This window comes from Cupriavidus ulmosensis, from assembly GCF_977008105.1.
The window spans coordinates 3050519-3065613 of record NZ_CDRMWP010000001.1 but is presented as its reverse complement, the minus strand read 5'-3'; the positions used below and the strand labels follow the sequence as shown (position 1 = coordinate 3065613).

Sequence of the window (15095 nt, the reverse complement as noted above, 5' to 3'; positions counted from 1 at the left end):
GGGCTGGTTCGGCGCGGTGTCCGGTGTCCGGCGCCGGGCGCGCTACGCCACGCCGACGAAGCCGCCGGTCTGGTGCGCCCACAGCCGCGCGTACAGGCCGCCGCGCGCCAGCAGCTCGGCATGCGTGCCGCTTTCGGCGATGCGGCCGTCGTCCAGCACCACCAGCCGGTCCATGCGCGCGATGGTGGAGAGCCGGTGCGCGATGGCGATCACGGTCTTGCCGCGCATCAGCGTCTCCAGGTTCTCCTGGATGGCCGCCTCCACCTCCGAGTCGAGCGCCGAGGTGGCCTCGTCGAGGATCAGGATGGGCGCGTTCTTGAGCAGCACGCGCGCCACCGCGATGCGCTGGCGCTGCCCGCCCGAGAGCTTGACGCCGCGCTCGCCGACCTGCGCGTCGAGCCCGGTGGCGCCGCCGGCGTCGCGCAGCAGCGGGATGAAATCGGCCGCGTGGGCGTCGGCGGCGGCGGCCATCAGCTCGGCCTCGCTGGCGCCGGGGCGGCCGTAGAGCAGGTTGTCGCGGATCGAGCGGTGCAGCAGCGAGGTGTCCTGCGTGACCATGCCGATCTGCGCGCGCAGGCTTTCCTGGGTGACGCCGGCGATGTCCTGGCCGTCGATCAGGATGCGGCCGCGCTCGACGTCGTAGAGCCGCAGCAGCAGGTTGACCAGCGTCGACTTGCCGGCGCCGGACGGCCCCACCAGGCCGATCTTCTCGCCCGGCCGCACGGTCAGGTCGAGCCCCTCGATCACGCCCGAGCCTTTGCCGTAGTGAAAGCCCACGCCCTCGAAGCGCACCTCGCCGCGCGTCACGCGCAGCGGCGGCGCGCCCGCGCGGTCGGCCACCTTGCGCGGCACCGCGATGGTCTGCATGCCGTCCTGCACCTGGCCGACGTTCTCGAAGATGCCGTTGACCACCCACATGATCCAGCCCGACATGTTGACGATGCGGATCACCAGCCCGGCCGACAGCGCGATCGCGCCCACGCTGACGTGGCCCTCGCTCCATAGCCACAGCGCCAGCCCGGTGGTGGCGGCGATCAGCGCGCCGTTGAGCGCGGTCACGGTGAAGTCCATCGCGCTGACCATGCGGCCCGAGCTGCGCGCCTTGTCGGTCAGGTCGGCCATCGCCTCGCGCGCGTAGTCCTCCTCCAGGCGCGTGTGGGCGAACAGCTTGAGCGTGGCGATGTTGGTGTAGCCGTCGACGATGCGCCCCATCAGGCGCGAGCGCGCGCCGGTGGCGGCCACCGAGCGCGCCTTCACGCGCGGCGTGAAGTAGCGCATCGCGGCCACGTAGCCGACGATCCACAGCAGCAGCGGCAGCATCAGGCGCCAGTCGGCCTCGGCGAACAGGTAGAGCGAGCTGGCGGCGTAGATCAGCACGTGCCAGATCGCGTCCACCGCCTGCACCGCCGAGTCGCGCAGCGAGAAGCCGGTCTGCATGATGCGCTGGGCGATGCGCCCGGCGAAGTCGTTCTGGAAGAACCACATGCTCTGCTTGAGCACGTAGCGGTGGTTCTGCCAGCGCACCAGGTTGCCCAGGCTGGGGTTGATGACCTGGTGCACGAGGATGTCGTGCAGGCCGTTGAAGAGCGGGCGCAGCAGCAGCGCCACCACCGCCATCCAGGCCAGCTCGCTGGCATGGAGGCGGAAGAACGCCGGCCCGGGCGTCGCCTGCGCCAGGTCCACCAGCCGGCCGAGGAAGCCGAACAGCGCCACCTCGATCAGCGCGCCGCCCAGCCCCACCGCCAGCAGCAGGGCGAAGACCGGCCACACCTCGCGCAGGTAATAGGCGTAGAAGCGCCAGATCCGGCCCGGCGGCTCGGTGTCGGGCAGGCCGCGAAACGGGTCGATCATTCGTTCCATCAAGCGCAGCAGCATGGATCTCCTGGGGTCTGGGGGGGCGCCCGGCCGCGGTGGCGCGACCGCGGCCGGGCGGCACGGACTGCCATGATACCCAGATCGGACGCCGCCGCCGGGCCGCCGCCGGCGCCCGGCATGACGCCTTCCGGGCACATGCGGGCCATGCCGCCCGGCATGGCCCGCGGTCTCCCGGGCGCCGCCCACGCTCCTTTCCGTGCCGCTCCCCGCACATATCCGGCGCGCTTGCCCGCCGCCAGCCCGCCATATCCGGGAAATCACCAATACATCTATGCTTGTATATACAACACTATACACCCACGACATGGCCGCACGGTGAGCGTGCCGGCCGCATTCCAGCGTCAATCCCAAGGAGTTCCCCCGTGAGCGACAGCCTCCGTTTCCGCGATGTAGAGATCCGCGCCCCGCGCGGCAGCCAACTGAATGCCAGGAGCTGGCAGACCGAGGCGCCGCTGCGCATGTTGATGAACAACCTCGACCCGGAAGTGGCGGAGAACCCGAAGGAGCTGGTGGTGTACGGCGGCATCGGCCGCGCCGCGCGCAACTGGGACTGCTACGACCAGATCGTCGCCACGCTCAAGACGCTGGGCGACGACGAGACCCTGCTGGTGCAGTCGGGCAAGCCGGTCGGCGTGTTCAGGACCCACGCCAACGCCCCGCGCGTGCTGATCGCCAACTCCAACCTGGTGCCGCACTGGGCCACCTGGGAGCACTTCAACGAGCTCGATGCCAAGGGCCTCGCCATGTACGGCCAGATGACCGCCGGCTCGTGGATCTACATCGGCAGCCAGGGCATCGTGCAGGGCACCTACGAGACCTTCGTCGAGGCCGGGCGCCAGCACTACGGCGGCAGCCTCAAGGGCCGCTGGGTGCTGACCGCGGGCCTGGGCGGCATGGGCGGCGCGCAGCCGCTGGCCGCCACGCTGGCCGGCGCGTGCTCGCTCAACATCGAATGCCAGCAGGCCAGCATCGACTTCCGCCTGCGCACGCGCTACGTGGACGAGCAGGCCGCCGACCTCGACGACGCGCTGGCGCGCATCGCCCGCTACACGGCCGAGGGCAAGGCCATCTCCATCGCGCTGTGCGCCAACGCCGCCGAGGTGCTGCCCGAGCTGGCGCGCCGCGGCGTGCGCCCGGACATGGTCACCGACCAGACCAGCGCCCACGACCCGCTCAACGGCTACCTGCCGGCCGGCTGGACCTGGGGCCAGTACCGCGACCGCGCGCGCACCGACCCGGCCGGCACCGTCAAGGCCGCCAAGCAGTCGATGGCGCGCCACGTGCGGGCCATGCTGGACTTCCAGAAGATGGGCGTGCCCACCTTCGACTACGGCAACAACATCCGCCAGATGGCCAAGGAGGAGGGCGTGGCCAACGCCTTCGACTTCCCCGGCTTCGTGCCGGCCTACATCCGCCCGCTGTTCTGCCGCGGCGTGGGCCCGTTCCGCTGGGCCGCGCTGTCGGGCGACCCGCAGGACATCTACAAGACCGACGCCAAGGTCAAGGCGCTGATCCCCGACGACGCGCACCTGCACCGCTGGCTCGACATGGCGCGCGAGCGCATCAGCTTCCAGGGCCTGCCGGCGCGCATCTGCTGGGTCGGCCTCGGCCAGCGCGCCCGGCTCGGCCTGGCCTTCAACGAGATGGTGCGCAGCGGCGAGCTGTCGGCGCCGGTGGTGATCGGCCGCGACCACCTCGACTCCGGCTCGGTGGCCAGCCCCAACCGCGAGACCGAAAGCATGCGCGACGGCTCCGACGCGGTGTCCGACTGGCCGCTGCTCAACGCGCTGCTCAACACCGCCAGCGGCGCCACCTGGGTGTCGCTGCACCACGGCGGCGGCGTGGGCATGGGCTTCTCGCAGCATGCAGGCGTGGTGATCGTGTGCGACGGCACCGACGAGGCCGCCGCGCGCATCGCGCGCGTGCTGCACAACGACCCGGCCACCGGCGTGATGCGCCATGCCGACGCGGGCTACGAGATCGCCATCGCGTGCGCGCGCGAGCAGGGCCTGAACCTGCCGATGATCACCGGCGGCAAGGAGGCCTGAGCATGAGCGCAACCGACCTGACCCTCAAGCCCGGCCAGTTGAGCCTGGCCCAGTTGCGCACCGCCTACCGGCAGTCGCTGCGCCTGCGCCTCGACGACGGCGCGGGCGCCGCCATCGACGCCAGCGTGGCCTGCGTCGAGTCCATCGTCGCGCAGGGCCGCACCGCCTACGGCATCAACACCGGCTTCGGCCTGCTGGCGCAGACCCGCATCGCCAGCGAAGACCTGGAGAACCTGCAGCGCTCGCTGGTGCTGTCGCACGCCGCCGGCGTGGGCGAGCCGCTCGACGACGCGATGGTGCGCCTGATCATGCTGCTCAAGGTCAACAGCCTGGCGCGCGGCTTCTCCGGCATCCGCCGCGAGGTGATCGAGGCGCTGGTCGCGCTGGTCAACGCCGAGGTCTATCCGCACATCCCGCTCAAGGGCTCGGTCGGCGCCTCGGGCGACCTCGCGCCGCTCGCGCACATGTCGCTGGTGCTGCTGGGCGAGAGCCAGGCGCGCCACCGCGGCCAGTGGCTGCCGGCGCGCCAGGCGCTGGAAGTGGCCGGCCTGCGTCCGCTGACGCTGGCGGCCAAGGAAGGGCTGGCGCTGCTCAACGGCACGCAGGTCTCGACCGCCTACGCGCTGCGCGGCCTGTTCGAGGCCGAGGACCTGTTCGGCGCCGCGCTGGTGTGCGGCGGCCTGAGCGTGGAGGCCATGCTCGGCTCGCGCGCGCCGTTCGACGCGCGCGTGCATGCCGTGCGCGGCCAGCGCGGCCAGATCGACGCGGCCGCGGCCTACCGCGCGCTGCTCGGCGAGAGCAGCGAACTGGCGCGCTCGCACGCGGACTGCGACAAGGTGCAGGACCCGTACTCGCTGCGCTGCCAGCCGCAGGTGATGGGCGCCTGCCTGACGCAGTTGCGCCAGGCCGCCGAAGTGCTGGCGGCGGAAGCCAACGCGGTGTCCGACAACCCGCTGGTGTTCGCCGCCGAAGGCGACGTCATCTCGGGCGGCAACTTCCACGCCGAGCCGGTGGCGATGGCGGCCGACAACATCGCCCTGGCCATCGCCGAGACCGGCTCGCTGTCCGAGCGCCGCATCTCGCTGATGATGGACCGCCACATGTCGCAGCTGCCGCCGTTCCTGGTGGCCAACGGCGGCGTCAACTCCGGCTTCATGATCGCGCAGGTCACCGCCGCCGCGCTGGCCAGCGACAACAAGGCGCTCGCGCATCCGCACAGCGTCGACAGCCTGCCGACCTCGGCCAACCAGGAAGACCACGTGTCGATGGCGCCCAACGCCGGCAAGCGGCTGTGGGCGATGGCCGAGAACGTGCGCGGCATCCTCGCGGTGGAATGGCTGGGCGCGTGCCAGGGCCTGGACTTCCGCGAAGGGCTCAAGAGCTCGCCGCCGCTGGAGCAGGCGCGCGCGCTGCTGCGCGCCGAGGTGCCGTACTACGAGAAGGACCGCTTCTTCGCGCCCGACATCGAGGCGGCCAGCCGCCTGCTGGCCGCGGGCGGGTTGAACGCGCTGCTGCCGGCGGGGCTGCTGCCCAGCCTGTGACGCCGCGCGCGTCAGGGCGCGCCATGCCATGACGCCCGGGGCGGCGCGCGCGGATGCCCGCCCGCGCCGCCCGCAAACGGGCGCGACAGAACAATGACCCGGAGACAGAACAGATGCAGATGCAACAGCAGCCGCAAGGCCTGCAGCGCAGCCTGGGCGCGCGCCACATCCGCTTCATGGCGCTCGGTTCGGCGATCGGCACCGGACTTTTCTACGGCTCGGCCTCGGCCATCCAGGCGGCCGGCCCGGCCGTGCTGCTGGCCTACCTGATCGGCGGCGCCGCGGTCTACATGGTGATGCGCGCGCTCGGCGAGATGGCGGTGCGCAACCCGGTGTCCGGCTCGTTCGGCCAGTACGCCAACACGGCGCTGGGGCCGCTGGCGGGCTTCCTGCTCGGCTGGACCTACACCTTCGAGATGGTCATCGTCTGCCTGGCCGACGTGACCGCGTTCGGCATCTACATGGGGTTCTGGTTCCCGGACGTGCCGCGCTGGATCTGGGTGCTCGGCATCGTGTTCCTGATCGGCGGCCTCAACCTGCTCAGCGTCAAGGTCTTCGGCGAGCTGGAATTCTGGCTGTCGCTGCTCAAGGTCGGCGCCATCGTCGCCATGATCGGCGGCGGCGTGGCCATCATGCTGTTCGGCCTCGGCATGGCCGGTGGCGGCGCCGCCACCGGCATCCACAACCTGTGGGCGCACGGCGGCTTCATGCCCAACGGCGTGGCCGGCGTGATCGCTTCGTTCGCGGTGGTGATGTTCGCCTTCGGCGGCATCGAGATCATCGGCATCACCGCCGGCGAGGCGCGCGACCCCGAGCGCGTGATTCCGCGCGCGATCAACGCGGTGCCGCTGCGCATCCTGCTGTTCTACGTGCTCACGCTGGGCGTGCTGATGTCGCTCTACCCATGGCACCGCGTCGGCAGCGAGGGCAGCCCCTTCGTGCAGATCTTCAGCCGCCTGGGCATCGGCTCGGCCGCGGCGGTGCTCAACGTGGTGGTGATCTCGGCGGCGGTGTCGGCCATCAACAGCGACATCTTCGGCGCCGGCCGCATGCTGTACGGCATGGCCGTGCTGCGCCACGCGCCGCGCGCGTTCGCCCGCGTCTCGCGCAACGGCGTGCCGTGGATGACGGTGGTGGTGATGGCGCTGGCGCTGCTGGCCGGCGTGGTGCTGAACTACGTGATGCCCGAGGACGTGTTCGTGCTGATCGCCTCCATCGCCACCTTCGCCACGGTCTGGGTGTGGCTGATGATCCTGCTGTCGCAGTTCGTCATGCGCCGGCGCATGAGCCGCGCCGAGGCGGCCGCGCTCAAGTTCCCGGTGCCGTTCTGGCCGCTGGCGCCGCTCGCGGCGATCGGCTTCATGCTGTTCGTCTTCGGCGTGCTCGGCTGGTTTCCGCAGACCCGCGCCGCGCTGGCGGTGGGCGCGGTCTGGCTCGCGCTGCTGGTGGCGGCATGGTGGCTGTGGGTGCGGCCGCGCCGCGATCCGCACGGCGAGCCCGCGCTGGCACCGGACTGACCTCGCGCCATCTCCCCGACGCCCCCGGCACCTCCCCGCGCGGGCGCCATGATTACATCGTTCCAGGCAGACACCATGCTCATCGACAACACCGCCCCCGGCGCCGCGGCCCTGCAAGGCGCCGCGCCCGCGCCGCTGTCCCGCTTCAAGGCCATCGCCGCCATCACCATCGGCAACGGCCTGGAGTTCTACGACTTCGTGGTCTACAGCTTCTTCGCCACGCTGATCGGCCGCCTGTATTTCCCGGTGGCCGACGCCACCGGCCAGTTGCTGCTGTCCTTCGCCACCTTCGGCGTGGGTTTCCTGATGCGCCCGCTCGGCGGGCTGCTGATCGGCATGTACGCCGACCGCGCGGGCCGCAAGCCGGCGGTGGCGCTGACGCTGTGGCTGATGGGCCTGAGCGCGGTGATCTTCGTGGTCACGCCGACCTACGCCCAGATCGGCATCGCCGCGCCGGTGCTGATCCTGCTCGCGCGGCTGGTGCAGGGCTTCGCCATCGGCGGCGAGATGGGCGCGTCCACCGCGCTGCTGCTGGAGTACGCCGACGACCGCTCGCGCGGCTTCTACACGAGCTGGCAGCCGTTCAGCCAGGGGCTGGCGGCGCTGCTCGGCGCGCTGGTCGGGCTGCTGCTCAGCAACGTGCTCGCGCCCGCGGAGCTGGAGGCGTGGGGCTGGCGCGTGGCCTTCGCCATCGGCATCCTGGTGATCCCGGTGGGGCTGGTGATCCGCCGCCGCCTGGAGGAGACCGCGCCCGCGGCCCATGCGTCGGAGCACGCCTCGTCCATGCAACTGCTGCGCGAGCACGGCCGCGCGCTGGCGGCCAGCGTGCTGCTGATGATCGGCGTGGCCTCGTCGACCTACATCGTGGTCTACTACCTCAGCAACTACGCGGTGTCGCAATTGCACATGCCGCTGTCGCTGGGCATCTGGGCGGCCTGCGTGGCGGCCGGCGTGCAGGTGGTGCTGTCGCCGTTCGCGGGCCGCCTGGCCGACCGCTTCGGCCGCCGCCCGGTGGTGCTGTGGTCACGCGTGGCGCTGCTGGCGATGATCTATCCCGCCTTCGTGCTGATCAACGCCGAGCCGGGCCTGGCGCGCCTGCTGCTGGTGGTGGGCTGCCTGTCGGTGCCGATGTCGCTGACCTCGCCCGCGTCGATGGTGCTGGTCAGCGAGGTGCTGCCGCAGCGCCTGCGCGCCACCGGGCTGTCGATCGCGTATTGCGTCGCCATCGCCATCTTCGGCGGCTTCGCGCAGTTCTTCTCGACCGAGCTGATCCACCTCACCGCCAGCCCGAACGCGCCGGCCTTCTACGTGATCGGCTGCGGCCTGGTCTCGCTGGTCGGGCTGGCGATGGTGCCGGAAACGCTGGGGCGCCGCCTGTCATGAGCGGGATCGCCTCGCCGCATTCCGCGCACCATTGTGCGCACGCCGTCTGGCGCGGGCGCACCGACGGCAACGAGCGCGGCGACACGCGGCGGCTGTTCGACGTGGTGCGCACGGGCACCGCGCGCGTGCCGGGCGCGCCGGTGCTGCTGGGCTTCTGCTGCGACGCCGGCGTGCTGCGCAACCAGGGCCGCGCCGGCGCCGCGGGCGGCCCGCACGAGATCCGCCGCGCGCTGGCCGGCGCGCCGGCGCACGGCCTCGAAGCCTTCCACGATGGCGGCGACGTCATCTGCGCCGACGGCGACCTCGAAGCCGCGCAGCAGGCGCTGGCCCGCGCCGTGGCCGCGGAACTGGCGCGCGGCGCCTTCACGCTGGTGCTCGGCGGCGGCCACGAGATCGCCTGGGGCACGTGGCAGGGCCTGCGCGCGCATCTCGACGCGCGCGGCGACCACGGCCGCGTGCTGGTGCTCAACCTCGATGCGCATTTCGACCTGCGCACGGCCCGCCCCGGCAGCTCCGGCACGCCGTTCGACCAGATCGCCGAAGCCTGCCGCGCGCGCGGCCAGCGCTTCGAATACAGTTGCCTGGGCGTGAGCCGGCTCGGCAATACCGCGGCGCTGTTCGCGCATGCCGACGCGCTCGGCGTGCATTACGTGGAAGACGTGCTGATGCAGGAGCGGCACCTCGACGCGCGGCTGGAAGCACTGCGCGCGCGCATCGACGCGGTGGATCACGTCTATCTGACGATCGACCTCGACGTGCTGCCCGCGGCAGTGATGCCGGCGGTATCGGCGCCCGCGGCCTATGGCGTGCCGCTGCCGGTGGTGGAGGCGGTGGTGGAACTGGTGCGCGCCAGCGGCAAGCTGCGCGTGGCCGACCTCGCCGAATTCAATCCGCTGTACGACCGCGATGGCTGCGGCGCGCGGGCGGCGGCGCGGCTGGCGTACCGGCTGCTGGCCTGATCGTTTGGATTCTTTTGCTTCCCTCTCCCGCGCGCGGGAGAGGGAAGGCCATCATCGGCGGCCGGTCCGTCAGCGGATCACCATCTGCGTGAACGGATGCACATACGCCTGCAGCGTGATGAACAGGCCGACCAGGATCGCCAGCGAGATCGAGTGGAAGAACACGTAGCGCAGGATCTCGCCCTCATGGCCGTACCACTTGGTGGCGGTGGACGCCACCACGATGGACTGCGCGTCGATCATCTTGCCCATCACGCCGCCCGAGCTGTTGGCCGAGGCCATCAGGATCGGTGACAGGCCCAACTGTTCCGCCGTGGTCTTCTGCAGGCCGCCGAATAGCACGTTGGAGGCGGTGTCGGAGCCGGTCAGCGCCACGCCCAGCCAGCCCAGCATGGTGCCGAACAGCGGGTAGAGCACGCCGGTGTGGGCGAAGGCCAGGCCCATCGTGGCGTCCAGGCCCGAGTAGCGGGTCAGGTAGCCGATGCCGAACATCGCGCAGATGGTCAGCAGCGAGTACTTCACCAGCTTGATGGTTTCCCAGTATTCCTTGATCAGGCGCGGCACCGAGTAGCCCATCAACAGGCCGCCCAGCAGCGCCGAGGCCAGGATGCCGGTGCCGGCCATCGACAGCACGTTGAAGGCGAACACCGCGCCTTCGGCGGTGGGCTTGGGCACCACCGGCGGCACCTTGAGCACGGCCTTGTCGAGGCCGGGGATGGGGAAGCGCCACTGCCAGATGCCGTCCATCAGCTTCTTGAATTCCGGGATGCCCCAGACGAACACGAACACCGTCAGGATCACCCACGGCACCCATGCCTTGACCACCGAGATGCCGGCGGAGGCGGCGTTGGCGCGCGCTTCGGCGGCCACCGCTTCGGGGTCGTCGACCTTGGAGTCGTCGTGGCGGCCCAGGATGCGCGTGGAGGTCCAGGTCTCCTTCGGCTTCCAGACTTTCAGGAACAGCGTCAGCGAGCCCATCGACACCAGCGCGGCGATCACGTCCACCAGCCACGGGCCGTGGAAGTTCGACACCAGGAACTGCGGCACCGCGAACGACACGCCGGCCACCAGAATGGCGGGCCAGATCGCCAGCATGCCGCGGAAGCCGGCGAAGGCCCAGATCAGCCAGAACGGCACCAGCACCGAGAAGAACGGCAACTGGCGGCCGACCATCGCCGAGAGCTGCAGCAGGTCGAGGCCCGTGACCGAGGCCAGGCCGATCAGCGGCGCGCCCAGCGCGCCGTAGGCCACCGGCGCGGTATTGGCGATCAGCGCCAGGCCCGAGGCGGCCAGCGGCGAGAAGCCGAGGCCGATCAGGATGGCGCCGGTCACCGCCACCGGCGTGCCGAAGCCGGCCGCGCCCTCGAAGAACGCGCCGAAGCTGAACGCCACCAGCAGCAGTTGCAGGCGGCGGTCCTCGGTGATGCCGGAGATCGAGTTCTGCAGCACCCGGAACGAGCCGTTGAGCGTGGTCAGGCGGTGCAGGAAGATGATGTTGAGGACGATCCAGCCGATCGGGAACAGGCCCGAGACGATGCCCAGGCCGGCCGCCTTGCCGGCCATCGCGGCCGGCATGCCGAACACGGCGGAGGCGATGACCACGCCCACCACCAGCGCCAGCCCGGCGGCCAGGTGGGCCTGCAGGTGAAAGAACGCCAGTGCTGCCAGCAGCACGGCCACGGGTACCCCTGCGGCAAGCGTGGACAACGCCATGCTGCCTAGCGGGTCATAGATTTGACTCCACATGTCTGCATCCTCCTCGGGTTGGGCGGCAGGTTTTCTTTGCTTCGGCTCCGGCCTGCCATGTCTCAGCGGTTTATCGGCTGTTTTCTTTTCTCGGCTGCTTCTTCGTCCGTTCAGCGGCTCTTGCGGTGCTCGTGACGCTGGTCGCGCTGGCCGCGTTGGCCGCTTTTCCCGGTTTCCTGCCCCGGACCACGCGGGCCGCCTGTGGGACAAACTTCGGATTCTAAGGAGGGGTTCCCGCCGCGCCGCCCTAAATCGGATCATCACCCCCATGAACCGGATTCACGGATCAGGGTTTGCCTGGGGGCAGGCTGGGGCACGCCGCGCACCCCCGGGAGGTTACTCCAAACGTGCCGATCCGCAAATGCATGCCGGCGCGGGCCGGCGGTGGCAGAATGCGCTGATGTCCGCCAGTATCCGCCAGTGTCCGCCGCCGGCGGCGCCGCGCGATCCCGAAGGAGCCTTGCCATGCCGTTCGCCATGCCGCTTGCCATCTCCCACGCCATCCCGGGCGGCGCCCTGTTCGCCGCCTTCGTGCTGGCCAGCCTGGTGCTGGCGGTCACGCCCGGGCCCGCCGTGATCTACATCGTCACGCGCACGCTGTCGCAGGGCCGCCGCAGCGGGCTGGCCTCGGTGGCCGCCGTGGCGCTGGGCAATCTGGTCAACGCGCTGGCGGCGGCGCTGGGGCTGGCGGCGCTGTTCGCGGTGTCGGCGCTGGCGTTCGCGGTGGTCAAGTACGCCGGCGCGGCCTACCTGGTCTACCTCGGCGTGCGGGCCCTGCGCGCGCGCCCGGCGGCGGACGCCGGCGGGGCGGTGCCGGCGGCCAGCCTCGGCAAGGTGTTCCGCGACGGCATGGTGGTGGCCATGCTGAACCCGAAGACCACGCTGTTCTTCGCCGCCTTTCTGCCGCAGTTCATGGACGCGGCCGCGCCCGCGCTGCCGCAGAGCATGGTGCTGGGCGCCACGTTCGTGCTGGTCGCGTCCTTTACCGATTGCTGCTACGTGCTGGCCGCGGCGGCGCTGCTGCCGCTGCTGGGGCGCGCCCGCGGCGCCAGCGCGGCGGGCCGCTACGTCACGGGCGGGGCGCTGATCGGGCTGGGCGTGCTGGCGGCGGTGTCGGGCGGACACCGCGCCAGGTAGAAGACCGGGAAGATGGCGGCTGGCCGCTCAGGCCAGCGGCAGCACGAGGATGCCGGACGCGGCCGGGCGCGCGCGCATGGCGGCCACCCAGCGCTCCAGATGGGGGCGCGGCTGGCGCTGCGCCGGCATGCCCAGCCAGCGGTGTGCCGAGCAGGCCAGCGGGATGTCGGCCATCGTGAAGCGGTCGCCGCAGATGAATTCGCGGTCGGCCAGCGCTTCGTCGAGCCGGGCCGCGAGCGGCTCGGTGCGCGCTAGCGAATGCGCGATCAGGGCCTGGTCGCGCTCGCCTTCCGGCACCCGCACGAGCTGGCGGAAGGCATCCACCATCGCGGGGCTGAAGGTATTGGTCTGCCAGTCCATCCAGCGGTCGGCCAGCGCGCGCGCCTTGACGTTGCCGGGCCACAGGGTGTCTTCGCCGTCATGCGCGCACAGGTAGCGCACGATGGCGTTGGACTCCCACAGCACGAAGGGCTCGCCGCCCACGTCGGTGCCGCGGAAATCCTCGATCACCGGGATCTGGCGGTTGGGGTTGAGGCGCACGTAGGCCTCGGTGTCGAGGTCGCCCTCGCGGATGCCGATGTCGATGCGCTCGTGGTCCAGGTGCAGCTCGCGCGCGCACCAGACCACTTTCTGCACGTTGATCGATGAGAGTCGACCCCAGATACGCAGCACGAACACGTCTCCCTTGGCTGTGCCAGGCCCGTGCGAACGGGCGATGGCCGCTATCTTGCCATGAAGCCCGCCGCGCAGGTATCAGCCAGGAGGCCGAGCCGCGCGGCGTGCGGCGTTCAGGCTGCCCTGGCCTGCGGCGCCTGCTTGGCGATGGCCTCGCGGAACAGCGTGCCGAGGATGGCCACGCCCTGCTCGATGCGCTCCGGCGCCACCGTCACGAAGGCCAGGCGCAGCGCGTTGCGGCGCGGGTTGCTGGCGTAGAACGGCGCGCCCGGCACGTAGGCCACGTTGCGCTTGACCGCTTCCTGCAGGATCTCCATGCTGTCCAGCCCTTCGGGCAGCTCCATCCAGATGAACATGCCGCCTTCCGGCGCGTTCCAGCTCACGCCCTCGGGCATGTGGCGCGCGAGCGAGTCCAGCATGGCCTGGCATTGCGCGGCGTAGAGCGTGCGGATGGTGGGGATGTGCGAATCCAGCAGGCCGTCGCGCACCACCTCGAACGCCAGGCGCTGCGTGAAGCTCGGCGTGTGCAGGTCCGAGGCCTGCTTGGCCTGGCACAGCTTGAAGTGCAGGTCGGGCGGGGCGATCACGTAGCCCAGGCGCAGGCCGGGGGCCAGGATCTTGGAGAACGAGCCCATGTAGATCACGCCGTCCGGGTTCATCGACAGCAGGCTCGGCAGCTGGTCGCCGCGGTAGCTCAGCTCGCCGTAGGGATCGTCCTCGACCAGCAGCAGGCCCAGCTCGCGCGCGCGCGCCACCAGCGCCTGGCGGCGCTCCAGCGGCATGCGGCGGCCGGTCGGGTTCTGGAAGTTGGGCAGCGCGTACAGGAAGCGCGCGCCGGCGGTCAGCTCGGGCGTGAGCGCCTCGGGCAGCAGGCTCTTGTCGTCGCCGGGCACCGAGACGAACTCCGGCTCGAACAGCGAGAACGCCTGCAGCGCGCCGAGGTAGCTGGGCGTCTCCACCAGCACCGGGCTGCCCGGGTCGATCATCACCTTGGCGATCAGGTCCAGCGCCTGCTGCGAGCCGGTGGTGATCAGCACGCGCTCCACGCCCACGTTGTGGCGCCTGGCGACGAACTCGCGCAGCGGCATGTAGCCCTCGGTGGCGGCGTACTGCAGCGCGGCCTGCGGGTTGTCGGCGAAGATCCGGGCTACCGCCTGCTCCATCGCCGCTACCGGGAACGTGGCCGGGGAGGGCAGGCCGCCGGCGAAGGAAATGACTTCCGGACGCTCGGTGACTTTCAGGATTTCGCGGATGGCCGAGCTGGTCAGAGCTTGTGCCCGGCGGGAGATGGCCCAGTTCATGATGGTCTCTTGGTATGGGTATGGGAGTCGGGCGCGCCCGACTCAGTCAACGATAAAAAGCCGCGCGCCGGTCGGCGTGGACGAACGGTGCGGCTCGGCCTGGTCGGCGACCTGGTAGCTCGTGCCCGCGCGGAGCACGAACTGCCGGCCGTCTTCCAGCTCGGTATGCAGCTCGCCGTCCAGCACGAACAGGATGTGACCCTTGGTGCACCAGTGGTCGGCGAGATAACCGGCAGAATACTCCACCATGCGCACTCGGATATCGCCGAACTGGCGGGTGCGCCAGAGGGCTTCGCCGGTCTCGCCCGGGTGGCGGGTCGGGGCGACGGCGGACCAGTCGGTGGTGCCGAACGGCAGGTTGTCGATGCGCATGGGAAAGGCGGGGTTCGTTTGTCTGTCGTGGCGGGCCGGCCGCGCGGGATGCCGCGCGCCGGCCCGGTGGCCGGGGCTTACTTGACCTCGACGATCAGTTCGATCTCGACGCAGGCGCCGAGCGGGATCTGCGCCACGCCGAAGGCGCTGCGGGCATGCTTGCCGGCGTCGCCGAACACTTCGACGAGGAACTCCGAGGCGCCGTTGGTCACCAGGTGCTGCTCGGTGAATTCCAGCGTGGAGTTGACCAGGCTCATCAGCTTGACGATGCGGGTGACGCGGTTCAGGTCGCCGAGGTGCGCATGCAGCGTGGCCAGCAGGTCGATGGCGATGGCGCGCGCGGCGGCCTTGCCGTCTTCGGTGGTGAGGTCCTTGCCGAGCTTGCCGGCCCACGGCTTGCCGTCCTTGCGCGCGATGTGGCCGGAAAGGAATACGGTGTTGCCGGTCTGGGCGGCCATCACGTAGGCGGCGGCGGGGGCGCCGGCGCCGGGCAGTTCGATGCCGAGGCGGGCAAGGGTGTCGTAGACGGACATAAGGTCTC

The 15095-nt window shown here is 70.9% G+C and carries 12 protein-coding genes; 6 read left to right on the top strand and 6 right to left on the bottom strand.

What is annotated here, in order from left to right:
- Positions 1-42: 42 nt before the first annotated feature.
- Positions 43-1875, bottom strand: coding sequence for an ABC transporter ATP-binding protein (locus tag ACWTPI_RS14115; protein ID WP_454731929.1), 1833 nt, complete (start codon positions 1873-1875; stop codon positions 43-45).
- 362 nt (positions 1876-2237) lie between these two features.
- Between ACWTPI_RS14115 and hutU the strand changes: the two genes are divergently transcribed.
- The 5 genes from hutU to hutG all read left to right on the top strand — a co-directional run bounded on the left by hutU (position 2238) and on the right by hutG (position 9323).
- The gene (gene hutU / locus ACWTPI_RS14110) at positions 2238-3923 is read left to right on the top strand and encodes a urocanate hydratase (protein WP_020200816.1); all 1686 of its coding nucleotides are present in this window, start codon (positions 2238-2240) and stop codon (positions 3921-3923) included.
- Between the two features lie 2 nt (positions 3924-3925).
- On the top strand, positions 3926-5464 hold the full coding sequence (hutH, locus tag ACWTPI_RS14105; protein WP_454731928.1) for a histidine ammonia-lyase: 1539 nt from the start codon (positions 3926-3928) through the stop codon (positions 5462-5464).
- A 119-nt stretch (positions 5465-5583) separates the two neighbouring features.
- Positions 5584-6981, top strand: coding sequence for an amino acid permease (locus tag ACWTPI_RS14100; RefSeq protein WP_059411384.1), 1398 nt, complete (start codon positions 5584-5586; stop codon positions 6979-6981).
- Between the two features lie 75 nt (positions 6982-7056).
- The gene (locus ACWTPI_RS14095) at positions 7057-8364 is read left to right on the top strand and encodes an MFS transporter (RefSeq protein ID WP_454732482.1); all 1308 of its coding nucleotides are present in this window, start codon (positions 7057-7059) and stop codon (positions 8362-8364) included.
- Positions 8361-9323 carry a formimidoylglutamase gene (gene hutG / locus ACWTPI_RS14090; RefSeq protein WP_454731927.1) on the top strand — a complete coding sequence of 321 codons (963 nt, stop codon included), beginning with the start codon at positions 8361-8363 and terminating at the stop codon, positions 9321-9323. The genes ACWTPI_RS14095 and hutG overlap by 4 nt, the downstream gene beginning before the upstream one ends.
- Positions 9324-9392: 69 nt before the next feature.
- On the opposite strand, the gene ACWTPI_RS14085 is transcribed toward hutG, so the two are convergent.
- Positions 9393-11069 carry an L-lactate permease gene (locus ACWTPI_RS14085; RefSeq protein ID WP_029043147.1) on the bottom strand — a complete coding sequence of 559 codons (1677 nt, stop codon included), beginning with the start codon at positions 11067-11069 and terminating at the stop codon, positions 9393-9395.
- A gap of 465 nt (positions 11070-11534) precedes the next feature.
- Here ACWTPI_RS14085 and ACWTPI_RS14080 point away from each other — a divergent pair, with 465 nt between their 5' ends.
- Complete coding sequence (locus ACWTPI_RS14080; RefSeq protein WP_020200810.1) at positions 11535-12206, top strand: LysE family translocator; 672 nt, start codon at positions 11535-11537, stop codon at positions 12204-12206.
- A 27-nt stretch (positions 12207-12233) separates the two neighbouring features.
- Here the strand turns inward: ACWTPI_RS14080 and ACWTPI_RS14075 are convergent, their stop codons facing one another.
- The 4 genes from ACWTPI_RS14075 to ACWTPI_RS14060 all read right to left on the bottom strand — a co-directional run bounded on the left by ACWTPI_RS14075 (position 12234) and on the right by ACWTPI_RS14060 (position 15087).
- Positions 12234-12878, bottom strand: coding sequence for a glutathione S-transferase family protein (locus tag ACWTPI_RS14075; protein WP_029043146.1), 645 nt, complete (start codon positions 12876-12878; stop codon positions 12234-12236).
- A gap of 116 nt (positions 12879-12994) precedes the next feature.
- Positions 12995-14182: an aminotransferase-like domain-containing protein gene (locus ACWTPI_RS14070; RefSeq protein WP_020200808.1), complete on the bottom strand. Its 1188-nt coding sequence runs from the start codon at positions 14180-14182 to the stop codon at positions 12995-12997.
- A 42-nt stretch (positions 14183-14224) separates the two neighbouring features.
- Entirely contained in the window at positions 14225-14554 is a 330-nt protein-coding gene (locus ACWTPI_RS14065; protein ID WP_020200807.1) for a DHCW motif cupin fold protein, read from the bottom strand.
- Between the two features lie 77 nt (positions 14555-14631).
- Positions 14632-15087 carry a RidA family protein gene (locus ACWTPI_RS14060; protein ID WP_454731926.1) on the bottom strand — a complete coding sequence of 152 codons (456 nt, stop codon included), beginning with the start codon at positions 15085-15087 and terminating at the stop codon, positions 14632-14634.
- Between the last annotated feature and the right edge of the window lie 8 nt (positions 15088-15095).